The sequence below is a fragment of the Parasutterella muris genome (assembly GCF_009767915.1).
Taxonomy (GTDB): domain Bacteria; phylum Pseudomonadota; class Gammaproteobacteria; order Burkholderiales; family Burkholderiaceae_F; genus Parasutterella; species Parasutterella muris.
Genome location: NZ_WSRP01000048.1, coordinates 1 through 16130 on the forward strand (window position 1 = coordinate 1; position 16130 = coordinate 16130).

The following is a 16130-nucleotide window of genomic DNA, read 5'->3' on the forward strand; positions in this document are numbered from 1 at the left end:
TGTGGCAGGCTTGCCAGTTAGCATTGTTTTTACGAATAACGTGTCGCTCGACTTTTTGAATCATATGCAGTTATCTATCGGTTCTCATTGTGTTTTCAATCTCAAAGCTCACTTGATCTTCGTAGTAGCTTACAGACGAAAAGTTATTTCATCAACGATCTTGGAAAGAGTCAAAGAAATTTTTGCTGACTTGTGTCAACGGGATCAAGTCAAGCTTTTGTAGTGCTCGGAAGAAGATCATGTTCATCTATTGATCTCTTACCCTGCAACAATTTTCCTTTCAAATCTGGTACGTAAACTAAAAACCATATCATCTCTGAAAATTCGTCAAGAATTCTTCAATCAGATTCGAAGGATACTTTGGGGCAAACGCTTTTGGACAAAAAGTTACTGTGTAATTTCAGTTGGAGACGGAGCAACAACTGCCATTATTGAGAGATATATCAAAAATCAACGGCCGAATTGACATTCGGCCGTCCGCTATCCATCCCCGCGCTTACGCACGGGGAATTCCGCGGAATTCGTTAAATAATGATTTGCAAGGATGGAAGGATATAAGCTGAGTCAGTTACTACAGTCCCCGCATTCTTATAAATTTAGTGCAGAAACAATGCCCTCCGCAATCGGTTTCGAAATTTCCACCTATGTGAATATCGAACAAATGCCCACGCATAGCGTGGGCAACTGCAATACCTTTCTACTTCTTAATTTTGACTATGTCATAAGCTACAACCGGTTCTCCGTCAACAACAGACCAGAGGTAGAGCTGAGTATTAACTCCAGGGAAAGTCTGAGCTGTTGCACCCTCAATCGGGAATTCCATAACGGCATCCTTAAGACCATCTCCATTAACGTCCACGTATTCCACTTTAGCGGGAACTGCGCGTTTCTGGTTGTAATGGATGTTGTCATCCGGATATCCGTCGCCGAAATAAGTCTTGTCTTTATTCAGGGCGGAGGCATCAAAATCCTTATTCGAGAAAAGCGTTACCTTTACAGTACCTTTATCGGCTTTGGAAAGGTCCTTTGCCTCAATAGCAATGGTGTGCTTATTGTTGCGATCTAACTCCGCAGCAGTTGCAGCCAAGGCCCGATTAAAGCTATCAGTATTGAACTCCTTCATCATTGCTAATGCTTTTGATTCTGATACGGGAAGAACCAGCCGGACTCTATCCATCTGATTATCAAAATCCTTTGACATTTGCTTTTCAAAGACTTCCTGTTTCTTTGGAAAATCCTTCAGCGCTTTCTGGTTCCAATCAAGGATGTTTTGATGATTAATAAATGTAAAGACTGTTCTATCCGGCGTGTAATCAAACTGTTCCGGTTTGCTTCGAAATTGTGCTTCCGTTCCCTCTTCCGGTGTCATATAGGCCTGAGCAGCTGCTGGTGCCGCCATCATAAACTGAGGATAAGAGAACTGGGAGTCCGGACGTCCGGATGTTCTCCAAGTATAAGAAAGCCTCGGATCAGCTGTCAGAACATAAACAGCGCTGTCAAAAGTTCCCCCGTTAGAGGGGTCTTTAAAGTATTCGTGGTACCATCCGGAGGGTCTTTCATCCCACGGATTCGTTAAACGAATAATTTCCCTAACATCCGCCATAGTCAATTTATCTTTAGGAACCAAAGATGTCGGGAATTCATGCGGATTTTCAATCTTTTCTCCAGTCAGATGTTTCAATGCTGCCTGAACTCGAACTGTATTTCTATCCGCTTCTATTCTGGCCGGCAGCTGATATGCCTCACGGAAATTAAAGTCGGAATAATCCCCTGCCTTAGCCGGTTTGTAGGTTCCCATGTCGATAGCATGCTGAACTAAATCCGAAGAATACAGGACATTGGCTTTGTCGTTTAAGTCAACCTTACCCAACGAGAAAGCATTGCTCATGACCGTCATTTCGTTGTCGCCGACTTTCCTTGCCAAATACCTTCCGCCTTTCAGAAGCGCAACCTGCCATGCTTCATTTTTATCCGCAATCGTATACGTTCTTCCCTGATGACGATAACCGTATTTCCCAACGAGGTCGATGATCAAATTGACGCCGTCACGAGCTGAATTTGCTCTTTCGGCAACTAATCGACGAATTCCGTAGCCAATGCCGCCATCCTTAGTTTTTTCATCCTTCTCGATAGTTAGATTACAGTTATTAGAAGTTACGAGAACACCTTTATCGTTATAGAAACCATCAGAAAAAGAATATCCTGACGGATGGAGCGTTTGCTGCCACCAGAAACCGTGTGTCTGATCTACTTGTGGAATTTTTGCTGCGCCGGCTTCATAAACCAATTTCTCGCCCGCTTTATGTTTGGCCGGAGGGACATAGTACTGGTTACTCATAATTCTGCCGTCATTATCCTCATTATGGCCAACCAAGATTTCCCCGGTCGCGGAAGCATTCTTTCCGACAATTACAGTGAAACACGCATTCGAATTCAACGAGACAGTTGCCAGAGAGATACCAAGCAGTACGGACAGTGCAGTTGCTTTGCGAATCATAATCACTTCTCCTCTATTACAAAAAGTTACCGACAGCCCATGTTTACACTAAAATCCAAAACAGACAATGTAAAAAACGCAAACGAGGGTAAACCCATGGACAGAAAAATCAAAAAACTTGAGAATTTAGATTATTGGTTTACTCTGAGCCGTGTTGCGGCACTTGGCTCCATGAATAAGGCAGCCGAAGAGCTGAATATTGATGTTTCATCTGTCAGTAATAAGATTCGAGTTTTAGAAAAAGCTCTAGGTTATGAGCTTGTTGAAAGAAAATCTCACTCTAGTTTCCTGACCGCTCAGGGAGAGAGTGTCTTAAAAGCCATCTTTCCGCTTGTTGAAGAGTTTACATACACTTTGAATCAGATATGTCGAGAGGACAAGGAGCCACGACAGACAATTAAAGTCAATGTTTCAAACGGACTGCTGGAACTTGTAATCTGCTGGATCAATCAGTTCAGTCAACTTTACCCGGATGTAGATTTTGAATTAACAGACAACAAGTCTGAGGATCTAGGTCATCAATTAGGATTTGATATTGCAGTTTTTGCAAATTTCAGCCAGAGGCCTCCTGGTGAATGCCGAGATTTGGGCGTCGCTCCCACATACATGGCTGCAAGCAAAGAATATCTTAGTAAGCATCCGATTCGTTCTCCGGAAGATTTAAAGCGCTGCAGAATTGTCTCCTGTTACAACTGGAACTGCGGACAGAGATTTTTGTACGGCCCGCATGGTACCGAAAATATTCCTTTATCTTGGGGAAGTTTTTTTGGCCTTGATAACAGCACATCACTTCTCTACGCGGTAAAAAAAGGTCTTGGTATTGGCTGGGGTGTCCCCGTCTACATGTGCCAAGAGGACTTTAATAACGGTACGTTGGTTCGACTTTTTGAGCCGTATGAAAGCGCAGGATTTCATTTTTACATGGCCGTCGGAACGCATAGACTTTCCGGTATTCGAAAAGAGTTCCTCGATTTTTTTCTGTCTTCTTGGAAAAGGGAATTCAAAGGCTATAAAACGCATGCGCCATGCTATGCATTAAGGTAGGATGAATCGGCCCCGGAAGTTACTCCAGGGCTCCTTTCAGTTAGAAGTATTTATTACTTACCGACTTCCTGACCGGCAATCGTTCCGTAAATCAAAGCATCCGGAACAGCATTGCAGCCTACACGGTTTGTACCATGAATACCGCCGGTAATTTCGCCTGCCGCATAAAGGCCGGAAATCGGCTTACCAGCTTTATTCAGCACATGGGTATCTTCATCAATCACTAATCCGCCCATCGTGTGATGTACAGAAGGTGTCATAATCGAAGCATAGTAAGGACCTTTCGGAAGTTTGTTTCCTTCCTCACAGCTCATGCGGCCAAACTCATCGTCTTTCTGCGTCTTGCAGAACTCATTCCATTTTTCGACAGTGCGCTTTAAGTTCTCAGGATTCATGCCGAGTTCTTTTGCCAGTCCTTCGAGCGTGTCCGACTTGAAGGCTTTCTTTTGTTTAAGAAGATCTGCGATCATAATGCCGTAAGGACCTCTTCCTTCTTTATCCTTCAAGAGCGTTTGCTCGGTACCGATAACATAGAAAACATGGTCCGGCTGAGCCAGAGCAGCCTTAGCTAATACATCTCGTCTTCCCTGCTCGTTCACAAAACGATTGCCAAGTTTATTGACATAAATGTTAGTGGACTCAACAATCTTGTGGTTTGTGGAGCCGGTTGCAGGATCGGTTGTCGGAAGCAGCTGAATGTAGCCCATGTCCTTAACAGCGGCGCCGGCCTTCAAGGCCATGTTTATGCCGTCGCCGGTAATAGCGGGCATATTAGTAGTCTTAACCTTCGCATCGAGTTTCTTATCCCAAATCTCGTCGTACTCATTGCGCATCTTCACATTGGCCCCGAATCCGCCGGTTGTGAGGATTACACCTTTAGACGCATAGATGGAATAATCCTTTCCGTCGGAACCTTTAGCTTTAATGCCAATAACTTTTCCATCCTTTTCAATCAGACTCTCGGCAGGAGTGCTCATCATGAACGTGACCGGAAGTTTCTGAGCCTTAATGAGATCGAGATAGGTATCGATATACCCGACACCGGATTTATAGTTGCTGGCTCTATGTGAACGAGGCCAAAGCGCTCCGACAAACTGAGTCGGTTGTTTCTGCCAGGTAAGACCCATCTCAGACAGTGTCTTTTGAATCGTCGGCGCTTCTTTAGTTAGCTTATAGACGAGCGCAAGATTGGCTTTATAGTCACCGGCCTTCCAAGACTGAAGTGCATGAAGTTCCGGTGAGTCGAACAGGCTGTCGGAACCGGATTTTTTATACGCTTCCCACTGCTGTTTAACTTGAGCGACTAATTTCTCCTGGAGCGGATTCTGTATCTTTTCTTCGAGCAGTTTGTCGATGGACCGCTTCTGACCTTCAGTCATCTTAATGGGCTTCTGACCTTCAGGGTCAGCAGCATTGAAGCATCCGCCGGAAACTGAGGTGTTGCCGCCTGCAAAATGAGTCTTTTCAACGACTATGACATTGAGTCCGCGTTTAGCGGCTGCGACAGCGGCGGATAAACCGGCACCGCCGGCACCAACGACAACCACATCGGTCTTTTCTTCGACATTAGCGCTCACTTTTACAGGATTAGGAACAGCCTTGGCATAATCTTTCGGATTCAAACCTGCTTGTTTTAAACAGTCCTGAACTGCGGCTTTAATAGCAAAGGTCGTGAGTGTTGCACCTGAAACATTGTTCACATTCGTGGACTGATTTTTAACAATGTCTTCCGGTACTTTCGTTTTAGGAAGATCTGCCACGGGATGAGTTTCGCTCCAATTGAGAACTTTTACATCCGCAATTTTGTTATTTGCAATCTTTACCTGGACGGTTACATCTCCGTTTCTTCCAAGAGTTGTTGCTGTGTAAGTACCGTCTTTCGCATAAGCTTGAAAACCAATTACAAGAGCTGCAGCGGTAATCAGAACAGAAAGTTTCTTCTTCATAGTATCTCCAAAGGACTAACGTTACGCGTTCAGAATAAGTTATATACTTCCGTACAAATAGACATAAATCCTGAATCACTTCTCATAAGATGAGAACTCTTTAATATGCGACCTAAAGAGAACCTGATTAGTTGGAAGGTATTTCTAAAAACCGCTCGAACGCTAAACGTCTCAAGAACTGCAATTGAGCTTGACATGGACCTAAAGACCGTCTCACGTATGGTTAAAGAACTGGAAACGGATCTTGGCGTTCTTCTTTTTGATCGGACAGTTCGGCCGTTTAAACTCACGGAAGTTGCAATAAGGCTTCTTCCTGAAGCTGAGAATTTAATCCAGTGCTCGGAGAAACTGAATAAGACTGCTGAATCAATATCAAATCGGCCTCAGTCATTGTCGCTTTCTCTTCCGGTTAACATGACAAGAGGCGATTTATTTCCGTTGTTGTCTTCGTATACGGATAAGCACCCCAATCTACAGATCCATCTCATTAATGATTGTGATCATCGACACATTCTTGACGGGGAGACCGATATTGCCATGCTTCCGTATTTACCGGATAACAACGATGATTCGCTTCTTGTCTTTGATGCCGGCTTCAGCTACAACATGCTTCTCGCCACTCCGAGTTATCTGAAGCAGCACGGTGTTCCCTACAGCACTAATGACCTTAAATCTCACAATTTAATCTTGAGATACAGCAGAATTTATCCGACAACGACATTTATCGAACATGGACAAAACAGAGTTTTTCTGAACGAAGAATTCAAGCTTTTATACCTCGGAGATGCATTCTCTTGCCGAGAAGCTGCCTTATCCGGTCAGGGCATTGCGATCGATCTTTCCGTCGCATTCTGCAAAGAGGACATTAGCAGCGGAAGACTTATTCCAGTACTACCGGGTTTTCACAGACCTGTTTGGAATATGACTGTCGCGATGAGAAAATCAGATGAACACAAGAAGTATCTCATTGATTTTGCCTCTTGGTTTGCAAAGAAACAAAAACAGGCCTATCCACAGCGTTGGAAACCCATATACGAAAAGTACGGTGTTCAGCCTTAACGATGATTTCCAATTGGAGAACTCGAGAAAGTAAAACAATTAAAAAACAGTGATTCACCAAGCGGCGTCAAAAAAATTTTTACCTACCTGGAAGACTAAGAAAGTCCTGCACGCGAGTCCGGACGACAATACATCTGAAATAGCGTCTCACTGGTCGTCTCATCGGTGCAGATGTATACGATTTTTCCTGCTAATTCATTATGTAATACAAGATAGATTGGAACATTTTCCGCAAGACACGATTCAAAAAAGATTTGAGGAACCTCTGCGAAACAAGAATCTGTCTTCCCAACCTCCTTTGAAGAGGCAACCTTCATAGAAAATTAGATATTTTTCACCGATATCGGGTATTTAACCCCTCTTTATTGATCGATTTATTCTAAAAAAGTATTCCGTACAGACACACTTATCCTATGCAAAACTCATTTTCGTTCGTTTTTCATAGCAAAGTGCGGTAAACATATTAGCGATAGATGCCAACATTGTTAGCCTTGCTGTGTTTTTAGCCAATCCCCGATAACGAACTTTTCTATAACCGAATTGAATCTTTATCCGATGGAAAGCGTGTTCGACCTTACACCTGATTGAACTAAGTCTCTTTTCTTGCACTACCTTAGCTTCCGGGAACTTTTTCCGCTGGCTATATCGTTTTGCCGCAGTGTGAGTGACGTGCTCCGGGTCTTCGCTCTCGCGTTTGTCCATGCCGAGATATCCCGCATCTCCTATGACTTTCCAATCAGTAGGACTTCTTAATTTATCAACCTGAGCTATATCGTAAACATTCGCCGCTGTCGTTGTCACGCTATGAATGACGCCGCTGACCTTGTCCACACCGCTGTGAAACTTCATCCCAAAATGCCAATCGCTGCCTTTCTTAGCCGAACGCATTGCCGGCATTCTTTGTCGAACTCGGTGCCTCAATAAAAGAGCCGTCAATTATCGTTCCCTTGCTAAAAAGAAGACCGCTTTGACTTAACTGATATTTGAATAAATCGAAAATCTGCATATCCAAGCCGTTTCTTTCGAGTAAATGGCGAAAGCGCAGAATAGTGGTCTCATCCGGACATTTTGAATCCATTGTCAGACCTACAAACCGTCGAGATGAAAGAGAGTCACGAAGCGTTTCCTCACACATCGGATCGCTCAAATTGTAGACAAGCTGTAGAAAGTGTACGCGAATCATGAACTCCAACGGATACGGCTGCTGGCCGCGCTTACCCTCACTGTAGTAAGGACTAATCAGAGCACACAAATCCTGCCAGGGAATGATAGCGTCCAATGTCTCAAGGAATTTGGTTCTTCTTGTACCGCCTAACTGCGGAGAGGTTTCTGCAGATGGGTGCTTTAATCTTCATAGTCGTAACTTAATATAGTATGCTAATTACAGTATATCACCCACCTTTTGTACAGAGATTCCTTAGACTTGAGATTCATAGAAATGGACGATCTATTCGTGTTCTATTTAAAGAGACTATTGGTGATGTTAGCAGTTTGATTCAAAAAAATTACTGCGAAATAATACGCAACTTATGTATTAAAAAAAGAGGATTACCACATCCCATAAAAGGACGAGTTCAAAAACACTATTTTTTCCAGTCATGCTTTAAGAATTCCTATAAGGACTTTCCCTTGGCCCAATAATTGATAAATTGTGGGGCAAGACGATTAAGTCGTATTGATCTGTAATCTCATCAATGGTCTCAAAACCAAACATCGACAATGAAACGCTATGATCCACGAACGGATCATAAACATCCACTTCAATTCCTTGCTTCAGAAGGAGTTCCCTAAGCTGAGGCGTTTTTGTATTCCTTATATCTTTAACACCAGGTTTAAAAGCTAGTCCTCGAATCAAGACTTTTTTGCCCCTATAGGGTTTCTCAAGTTTCGAAAGGATGCGGCAAGCAAACTCTTCCGGCATGTTTTCGTTAACATCCCTAGCCTGCTGAATAAGAGAAAGTGGTACGCCTTCTTTCTCAGCGGATTCTAATAGATAATAAGGATCCACCGCGATACAGTGCCCCCCTACTAATCCCGGATGATAATTAGAGAAATTCCATTTGCTTGCAGAAACCTCAAGTACTTCATCCATCGGAATGCCCATTTTCTCTAAGTAGACAGACAGTTCATTCATTAGCGCAATGTTGACGTCTCTCTGAATGTTTTCCACCAATTTTGAAGCCTCTGCAATTTCAATGGAAGACGCCATGCAAGTCTTATTTACCACGAAAGAATAGAGTTTTTCTATAAATAGAAGACTCTCCTCGTTTATGCCCGATACTACCTTCGAAATTGACTGAAGCGTATGTTCAGCATCTCCCGGATTCACTCTTTCCGGAGAGAAACCCAGGTAAAAATCTTCTCCCGGCACAAGAGCTGACTCGTCCTTTAAGATCGGCAGACAGATTTTTCCAGTACAGCCCGGGGCAACGGTTGATTCATAAATGACACAATCTCCTTTTTTTAGCAAAGAACCAACCATCCGAGAAGCATTAATGAGACAGGAAAGGTCAGGACTATGATTTTGATCTACGGGTGTCGGCACAGCAATAATAAAGACATTGCAGTTCCTGAGATCTTCGTCATCTGACGAAAAGCTGAGCTGTCTATGTTGAAATTCTTCTGCAGAATACTCGCCGTTTCGATCAAATGGCTGAGAGAGTTCGAATACTCTTTTTTCATCAAGATCAAATCCGACCACCGGAAACAAACGAGAAAATGCCAGCGCTAGGGGCAAACCTACATATCCGCAGCCGATAACGGCGATCCTATAACTTTCTTTGTGCATCAAATATACCTGTTCTTATTCTTTAGTTTCTGCAGATTCAATCACACAGCCGTTTAATAATTGGTAGTTACAGCAGGAATCCGGACAATACGCACGACCTTCCGTATTAAAATTTAATCTATTACCAAAACGGCTGACCCATCCATGATGGCGTGCAGGATTTCCTACTACAACTTCAAAATCTTTTACATCCTTAGTCACAACGCTTCCAGCGCCTATCAGCGCATACCGTCCGATCTGATGTCCGCACAGAATGACTGCGTTTGCACCAACTGAAGCTCCTTCTTTAACTATTGTGTCTTTGAATTCAGACTTCCTGCTAACAAAACTTCGAGGGTTGAGAACATTAGTAAAGACGCACGACGGTCCTAAGAAAACGTTGTCTTCAATAGTGACGCCTGTAAAAAGAGAGACATTGTTCTGGACTCTAACTCCGCTGCCAATAACAACGTTCGGTGCAACATAGACATTTTGGCCAAGAGAGCAATTTTCTCCAATGATGCTGTCTTCGGAAACATGGCAAAAATGCCAGATAACAGTCCCCTTTCCTATCACCGCTCCGTGATCAACGACTGCGGTTGGATGAATCTGAATTTCAGACATGACTTTCCCTAAAAAATTGCTTTACTGCTGAGATAACAGCTTCCTGTTCCCACTCTTTCATTGAAGGGAAACAGGGTAAAGAAAGGACGCAGAATGGCAATTGTTCTGAATTAGTGAGTTTCACGGGAGTACGTACGAAAGGAGCGTAAGCTTTTTGTCGGTGTATCGGCAGCGGATAATAGACTTGCGAGGCAATCCCCTTTTTGTTTAGAAAACTCTGTAAGGCATCTCTCCGATCTTTAGCTACTTTTACTGTATACAAATTTGGGACATAGCTATTGACCTCCGCGCAGAGCGGAAGCTCTAAGCTTTCTAGTTGAGAAAAACTTTCTGTATACCGCGACGCAATTCGGACTCTTCGACGACAATTGTCTCCAAATCTACTCAAGTAGTAGCAAAGCACTTCTGCCTGAACGGTATCCAGTCTGGAGTTCATACCGAGCATGGTGTGAAAGTATTTCTTTTCCTGTCCATGGTTGACGATGCTGCGAAGACGATTCCATAGTTTAGGATCATCTCTATTTACGAAAATCGCTCCTCCGTCTCCCCAAGCACCTAAATTCTTAGACGGGAAAAAAGATGTACAGCCCAGACTCGCAACGGTTCCGGATTTTCTCTTTTTACCGTCTACAACACAGTCCGAACCTAAACTTTGCGCTGCATCTTCAATAACTGTCAGTTGGTACTTATCTGCAATTTGCATGATGTCATCCATGCGCGCAGGAAGACCGAATAAATGCAAAGGCAGAATCACCTTGGTTTTAGGCGAAATCGCCTCCTCTAACTGAACCGGATCGAAATTAAAAGTATTCCAATCAACATCAACGAGAACAGGAGTTAAACCCAATAGGCAAATCATTTCAGCTGCAGCCGGATAACCAAACGCCGGCGTTATGACTTCATCTCCCTTATTCAGTTCTAAAGCCATTAAAGCAGCCAGCAACGCATCTGTACCATTACCCACCGCAATCACATTGTTTGTACTCAGATACTGAGCCAGTTGATTTTCGAAGTCTAAGACCGCACGACCGCGGATAAAGCATCCTTGCTTCAATAATTCAGAAATGCTTATCCGTAGTTCTTGAGGCAATCCTGTATCAGTCACCTCAGGCCTAAAAATCGGAATTTTTTTGAAAGTTTCCGTCATATTTTTTCAACTAAGAGAGGCGAATGCTTTCGCACAATCTTATGGCTGGAAGAGCATCTGCTAGTCCAAAACCCCGTCCTGCAAGAATCTCTTTGTAGCTTTGGATATGAAGGTCAGTAAAGCCGTTCGTGAAATCAAACGGAGAACCGTCAATTATCATCTCTCTCCATGATCGCTGATTTGTATCCCGCAAATTAAGAGATAAATCCTCCTGTTTAATACTCAGGAAAAAATTGACATCTGCATAAGGACAATGAAGAATCCCTTTTAACTGTTCGTCCGACTTATTAAGAATCTCATAAGAATCCGGATAACCAAACAGCTGAATCAGCATGTCAAAAAAATGAATACCAATATTGCTTGCGACTCCTCCGCTTTTATTGATATCAAATTTCCAGCTTTTTTTATACCAGGGACCGCGTGATGTCACATAGTTCAAAGAAACTTTTGAGCGCTTAGAAGAATTTTGTCTTTGAGACTCTAACAAAGCCTTTAATCTAATTATTTGCGGATGAAGTCTAAGCTGGAGAATGGAATAAACTCTTTTGCCTGTCTCTTGTTCGATTTTTTCTAGCTCGTGCACTTCCTTCTCGGTCAATACCAAAGGCTTTTCGCAAATAACATGCATGTTATTTTTTAGTCCGAATTTTATTTGAGGAAAATGCAAATAGTTTGGCGTACAGATTGAGAGAAAATCTAAATCTTGTGCAAGGTTTTCTTTTTCTAAAGCCCCAACGTTTTGTCCTCTTTTGCTTCGCAGTTCCTCTTCCATCTCGGCCACAGACAAAAAGAATTTACACTGTGGAAAATTTCGGTCTAAAACTCCAACACTGTCCGTCACATCACAGGCATAAAGCAGTTCATTACCTGTTTCAAAAATAGCTTGAATATGTCTAGGTGCCACATAACCAGCTGCACCTAATAAACCGAATCCATACTTCGGCATTTGTTTTCTCCCCTTTGTCATAAGCGAAACAATTTACGTAGAGTATTTGCCTGAAAAAATAGTTATTGTTGCAAAAGACCTTATCGATCTCACTTACCCCCCCCCTCGACATTCTGCGAATTCCGATTTATTTCTTCACTGCAACTTCTTTTTATTACGCTGTAAATTTTTTCTGCAATTTCTTTGACGGCTACGTTTCTCCTAGTTCCTGCAGGGCAGAACTTAGTGAAAATACCTCTGCATACATCGTAACGTTCAATCTTCAGCTCATCGTAGTCAGTTTTGCGAAGGAGATTTAATTGGGCAATGCGCTCCTGATGGCAAAGTAGTTCGTCTTGAATAGACTTGTGCTGCTTCTGAAGATGCCCTATCTTTTCCTGGCTATTCTTTACTTCCTTCTGGTGAGACTCAATCAGTGCCTGAAGCCGATTATTTTCTTCCTCATATTGCTTAGCTAAATTCTGATATCTTAAAATTTCATCCTTGTATCTATTAATCTCACCTTGGCAATACGAAGTAATCAAATCTACTAGGCCAATAACATCTTGATTGACCGGTAAAAATTGGTACGAATCTCTATTTTCTAGAGAACTTATTAATTTGAGCCATCCTTCAATATGGCTGGGATTAGTAGCAATGAAATCTTTAATGGGGGATTTCGCAACTAATGTCAGTTGTTTTCTTCTCTCATCATCTCTTAATAACTCACCAATGCCCCTCGCTGCCTCTGCAACATTATGTTTAGGAACAGATATGCAATCTTTCTTATTTTTCAAAACCTCAAGATCAGGCAACTCATAAAGAACTGTCGGAACTGCGTATGAAATCATATGTGCTAATGACATTGGTAAACATTCGCAACTCGAAGTCAATAAGTGGACATCTGCAGCTTTTAAAACATGCTCAGATTCCAAGGTGAATTCCTCATAAATTATTTTATCTCGCAGATTACGCTGGGAAATAAAGTTCTTAACATACTCAACATCGGTCTCACGAGTAGCTTTTCCCATAACGTGACAGATTACATTTTGCTCAGACGTACACACCCTTGAGAAAATTTCAAGAGCTTCTTCATAACCCTTCTGTTTATTATCTAGTCTTCCTAACCAAACCACATGACGGGTTCTATTTTCTTCGGCCAGTCTGTGATGATGCATTGACGGGGACACCTGTGAATCCGCAATGTCTTGAAGTGGCCTTTTCTTTTCACCAGAAGTGTTTAAAGAATTGGAGATATTAATCGCATTGATCCCATGAGATCGGTAGTAAAACTGCTCCATGGAGGATAATACGACAAACGAATCCGCCAATTTGTATGTGTGAATTAGCTGTTTGAAAAATGGATCATTTTGCGTTAGTTGCCGTCTCGAATTTTCATGTTGATAAATAACAAAAAAACGTCTACTTAACTTTACTGTCAAAAGATCAAACAACAATTCAGGTGAATTAGCGGCATAATAAATCACAAGATCAATGCGATTGTCAATTAATACCTTCTCAAAAGCTCTAATTCTTTTATCCTCTCCTCGCCTCGGAAGAACAACGATTGGAAAATCTTTTGTGACAGTATAATCGATACTGGAAATCTCTTCAGTGAAAAGAACGACCTCAAAACCATTCTCCCGGAATTGAGATGCTTGTCTTAAAACCACAGGCAGACTTTCTCCGTTAGAAAGTTTTGGATATAAAATTCCAACCCTCTTTATTCTTCTCTTCTGGGCTTGAAGTAAACTTGATTTTGAGGCCTTCCGCGCTAACAAAGCTGAATCATTTGAATAAAACTTTTGTAACGCCGCAATAACTTCAGATTTAATTTCCGGATTACAAAACAGGCAATCAAATGAATTTATTTCTTCGCTATCTGGAATACTATTAAACACGTAAATAGCCGGGTCAATAAGACGATCAGCTAACTTGCGAATAATCGAATCATATTCCTCGTACTTTGCTTGCGATAATAAAAAAGAAGTGAGAAATTTGGGTACTTTCAAAATTTGAGATCGAGGACCAAATTTTTCTGAACTTGCTTGCGCTGTAGAAACACCGCACCCCATACGATAAGAGTATAGAGGCTCTGTTTTTACAGATTTAAAAATATTTGCATAAAAACAAATTAGAAAGAGTTGATAACAGTCGGTCCCGCTTATTAGATAAACATTTTCAAGATGTTGTATCGCTTTTTTAACAATAGCAGTCCTATATATTTTGTCGGCCATTCCCCAACCAACTGTACCATTTTCATATATCGCACGGATAATTTCTAATGGTGTTTCTATTAACCCTACCCATTCTTTTCTAAAATTAAAATAGTTCTTTACTGCTTCTTCATTTTCTGCAAATGCAGACATATCAAAGCGTAAAATATCAACATCGTGTTTATTAGCTAAATTAACCTCTACTTCCAGCACTGTATCAAAAGGTAGGTAGTCATCTCCATCTACACAGACACACCACTTTCCTCTTGCTAATTCAAAAGCACGCTTTCTTGTCAATAAGGTACCTTGACAATCTTGATGCGCAACGATAAATCTTTTATCCAATTGTGCGTACCGGTCACAAATTTCTGCACAATGATCTGTGCTTCCATCATCTATGACAATAAATTCCGCCGTTTTTAAGGTTTGATTATGCAGACTATTTAAACATTCCTCTAAATAGTCTTCAACATTGTGGACTGGCACTACAACTGAGATATCAATCGGTTGCTTAATTGCTATCATGTGTTCTTACTTCAGATAGATAAGTTATAGAAATTTATCCTTTATTTCCTATCGCTGCATTATATTTTGCAGGCTATAGATGGATTATAGTCAGTCAAACGACAAGTTTAGTGACCCGTCGCGTGAACTGCCCCCTGAAAATGCGACACTTGGCAAGGAGGCACCTTGACGAGAAAGATATTTTCTCTTGAGGCCAAAAGATTGGTTCAATCCTTATTCGATGAAATGAAGAAATATCGAGAGATTGAACAACTATCGGGCGTTCCGCGTGATATTTTGCGTTTATGGAAGGCAAAATCGCTCATGAGCAGTGATTGGATTGCCTCCGAAGAGCGACAGTCTCCGCTTTCCAGCATTGAGAGAGAAGAAATAGTTAAGCTATATGGTCAAGGCCTATCCTGTACTAAGCTTGAAATTCAATTTGGCGTTTACAGAGGCCCTATATAGTCCGTCATAACCCGGTCCCGAAAGAAGGAGATATCCAAAAGGGCCATATCTCGGGCTTTTGCAAGTTCCATTGCGATACAAGTTATTGAAGGGAAGGTTCGTTCCTCGCTAAAGGCAGCTGAGTTCTATAGTCTGGAACCTCGTTCGGTTCAACAGTGGGTTAAATCCGAATTAAAAAACGCAAAGGACATGCCATAGTTGGAGATAGCATCAGATCCGGAGACGAGCATATGCGCTACTTAATTACGTCCGTCTTAGCCTATACATTTGCAATCAAAGAGTGGATTACCAAAAACTTTAATTTAAAGGACCACTCTGAATCAAATATAGTCTCAATCGTTGAGTCTTTAAAAGGCAAAGGAGTGACAGTAAAGGAGGACTGCTGCCATCAGATTGTGTCATCCACTGCGATAGAGGTGGAACCTACACGAGTATGTCCTAGGTGAAAGCAGTGAGAAAACTCGGAGCCCGCCCGAGCTACTCCAGGAGAGGAAATTGCCTGGACAACGCAAGCATAGAAACGTTTTACGGGCATATGAAAAGTGAAACGTTCCGCAGAATGACTCCGCAGGAAAGAATAGAGCTGACGAGAGCGAAGGCTCAGGAAATCATCGCTGACTACATCACGTGGTACAACACAGAACGCATTCAACGCTCTTTAGGGCATGTATCGCAGGAGGAGCTCAAAGGCAGCATGTAATTGCGGATACCTATTGATATCCGGCTAGTTGATTAAGAAAAGTGAGCACAAAAAGCCCTGGGTTAGAGGAGGCTTTCAGCTACGCTTTTAGACAAAATCTCCCTTAACGCATAGGAAAATACAATAGAAAATATGTTCAGCAAACACGACTTTGAGAGTGATTTCCAACGCGATTCTGAGAGTTAATTCCAACGCAATAGTGAGTCCGAATTCCAACACGATTCTGAGAGTCT

General features: G+C 42.1%; 11 protein-coding genes and 2 pseudogenes. 5 read left to right on the plus strand and 8 right to left on the minus strand.

What is annotated here, in order from left to right; all coding sequences use genetic code 11:
* The first annotated feature begins 64 nt into the window (after positions 1 to 64).
* A pseudogene (gene tnpA / locus E5987_RS13155) lies at positions 65 to 466 on the plus strand (IS200/IS605 family transposase).
* A 231-nt stretch (positions 467 to 697) separates the two neighbouring features.
* On the opposite strand, the gene E5987_RS11515 reads toward tnpA, so the two are convergent.
* Positions 698 to 2497 carry a C69 family dipeptidase gene (locus tag E5987_RS11515; RefSeq protein WP_160336227.1) on the minus strand — a complete coding sequence of 600 codons (1800 nt, stop codon included), beginning with the start codon at positions 2495 to 2497 and terminating at the stop codon, positions 698 to 700.
* Positions 2498 to 2593: 96 nt separating this feature from the next.
* Here E5987_RS11515 and E5987_RS11520 point away from each other — a divergent pair, with 96 nt between their 5' ends.
* Positions 2594 to 3541, plus strand: a complete 948-nt coding sequence (locus E5987_RS11520) for a LysR family transcriptional regulator (RefSeq protein ID WP_160336228.1) — start codon at positions 2594 to 2596, stop codon at positions 3539 to 3541.
* A 53-nt stretch (positions 3542 to 3594) separates the two neighbouring features.
* Here the strand turns inward: E5987_RS11520 and E5987_RS11525 are convergent, their stop codons facing one another.
* Complete coding sequence (locus E5987_RS11525; protein ID WP_160336229.1) at positions 3595 to 5487, minus strand: flavocytochrome c; 1893 nt, start codon at positions 5485 to 5487, stop codon at positions 3595 to 3597.
* A 105-nt stretch (positions 5488 to 5592) separates the two neighbouring features.
* Between E5987_RS11525 and E5987_RS11530 the strand changes: the two genes are divergently transcribed.
* Positions 5593 to 6546, plus strand: a complete 954-nt coding sequence (locus tag E5987_RS11530; protein ID WP_160336230.1) for a LysR family transcriptional regulator — start codon at positions 5593 to 5595, stop codon at positions 6544 to 6546.
* A 411-nt stretch (positions 6547 to 6957) separates the two neighbouring features.
* Here E5987_RS11530 and E5987_RS13540 read toward each other — a convergent pair.
* The 6 genes and pseudogenes from E5987_RS13540 to E5987_RS11560 form a co-directional block, all read right to left on the minus strand.
* Positions 6958 to 7879, minus strand: a pseudogene (locus tag E5987_RS13540) (IS5 family transposase); the annotation flags it as partial.
* A 270-nt stretch (positions 7880 to 8149) separates the two neighbouring features.
* Complete coding sequence (locus tag E5987_RS11540; RefSeq protein ID WP_160336231.1) at positions 8150 to 9334, minus strand: nucleotide sugar dehydrogenase; 1185 nt, start codon at positions 9332 to 9334, stop codon at positions 8150 to 8152.
* A 15-nt stretch (positions 9335 to 9349) separates the two neighbouring features.
* A complete protein-coding gene (locus tag E5987_RS11545; protein WP_160336232.1) occupies positions 9350 to 9937 on the minus strand; it encodes an acyltransferase in 588 nt (195 codons plus the stop codon).
* A complete protein-coding gene (locus E5987_RS11550; RefSeq protein WP_160336233.1) occupies positions 9930 to 11084 on the minus strand; it encodes a DegT/DnrJ/EryC1/StrS family aminotransferase in 1155 nt (384 codons plus the stop codon). The genes E5987_RS11545 and E5987_RS11550 overlap by 8 nt, the downstream gene beginning before the upstream one ends.
* Positions 11085 to 11094: 10 nt before the next feature.
* Positions 11095 to 12030 (minus strand): Gfo/Idh/MocA family oxidoreductase, encoded by a 936-nt coding sequence (locus E5987_RS11555; protein WP_160336234.1) that lies wholly within the window; start codon positions 12028 to 12030, stop codon positions 11095 to 11097.
* An 89-nt stretch (positions 12031 to 12119) separates the two neighbouring features.
* Positions 12120 to 14750 (minus strand): glycosyltransferase, encoded by a 2631-nt coding sequence (locus E5987_RS11560; protein WP_160336235.1) that lies wholly within the window; start codon positions 14748 to 14750, stop codon positions 12120 to 12122.
* Positions 14751 to 14915: 165 nt separating this feature from the next.
* On the opposite strand from E5987_RS11560, the gene E5987_RS11565 reads away from it, so the two are divergent.
* Both E5987_RS11565 and E5987_RS11570 read left to right on the plus strand, forming a co-directional pair.
* Positions 14916 to 15197, plus strand: coding sequence for a hypothetical protein (locus tag E5987_RS11565; RefSeq protein ID WP_160336236.1), 282 nt, complete (start codon positions 14916 to 14918; stop codon positions 15195 to 15197).
* Positions 15198 to 15648: 451 nt separating this feature from the next.
* On the plus strand, positions 15649 to 15897 hold the full coding sequence (locus E5987_RS11570; RefSeq protein WP_160336237.1) for an integrase core domain-containing protein: 249 nt from the start codon (positions 15649 to 15651) through the stop codon (positions 15895 to 15897).
* The last annotated feature ends 233 nt before the right edge of the window (positions 15898 to 16130 follow it).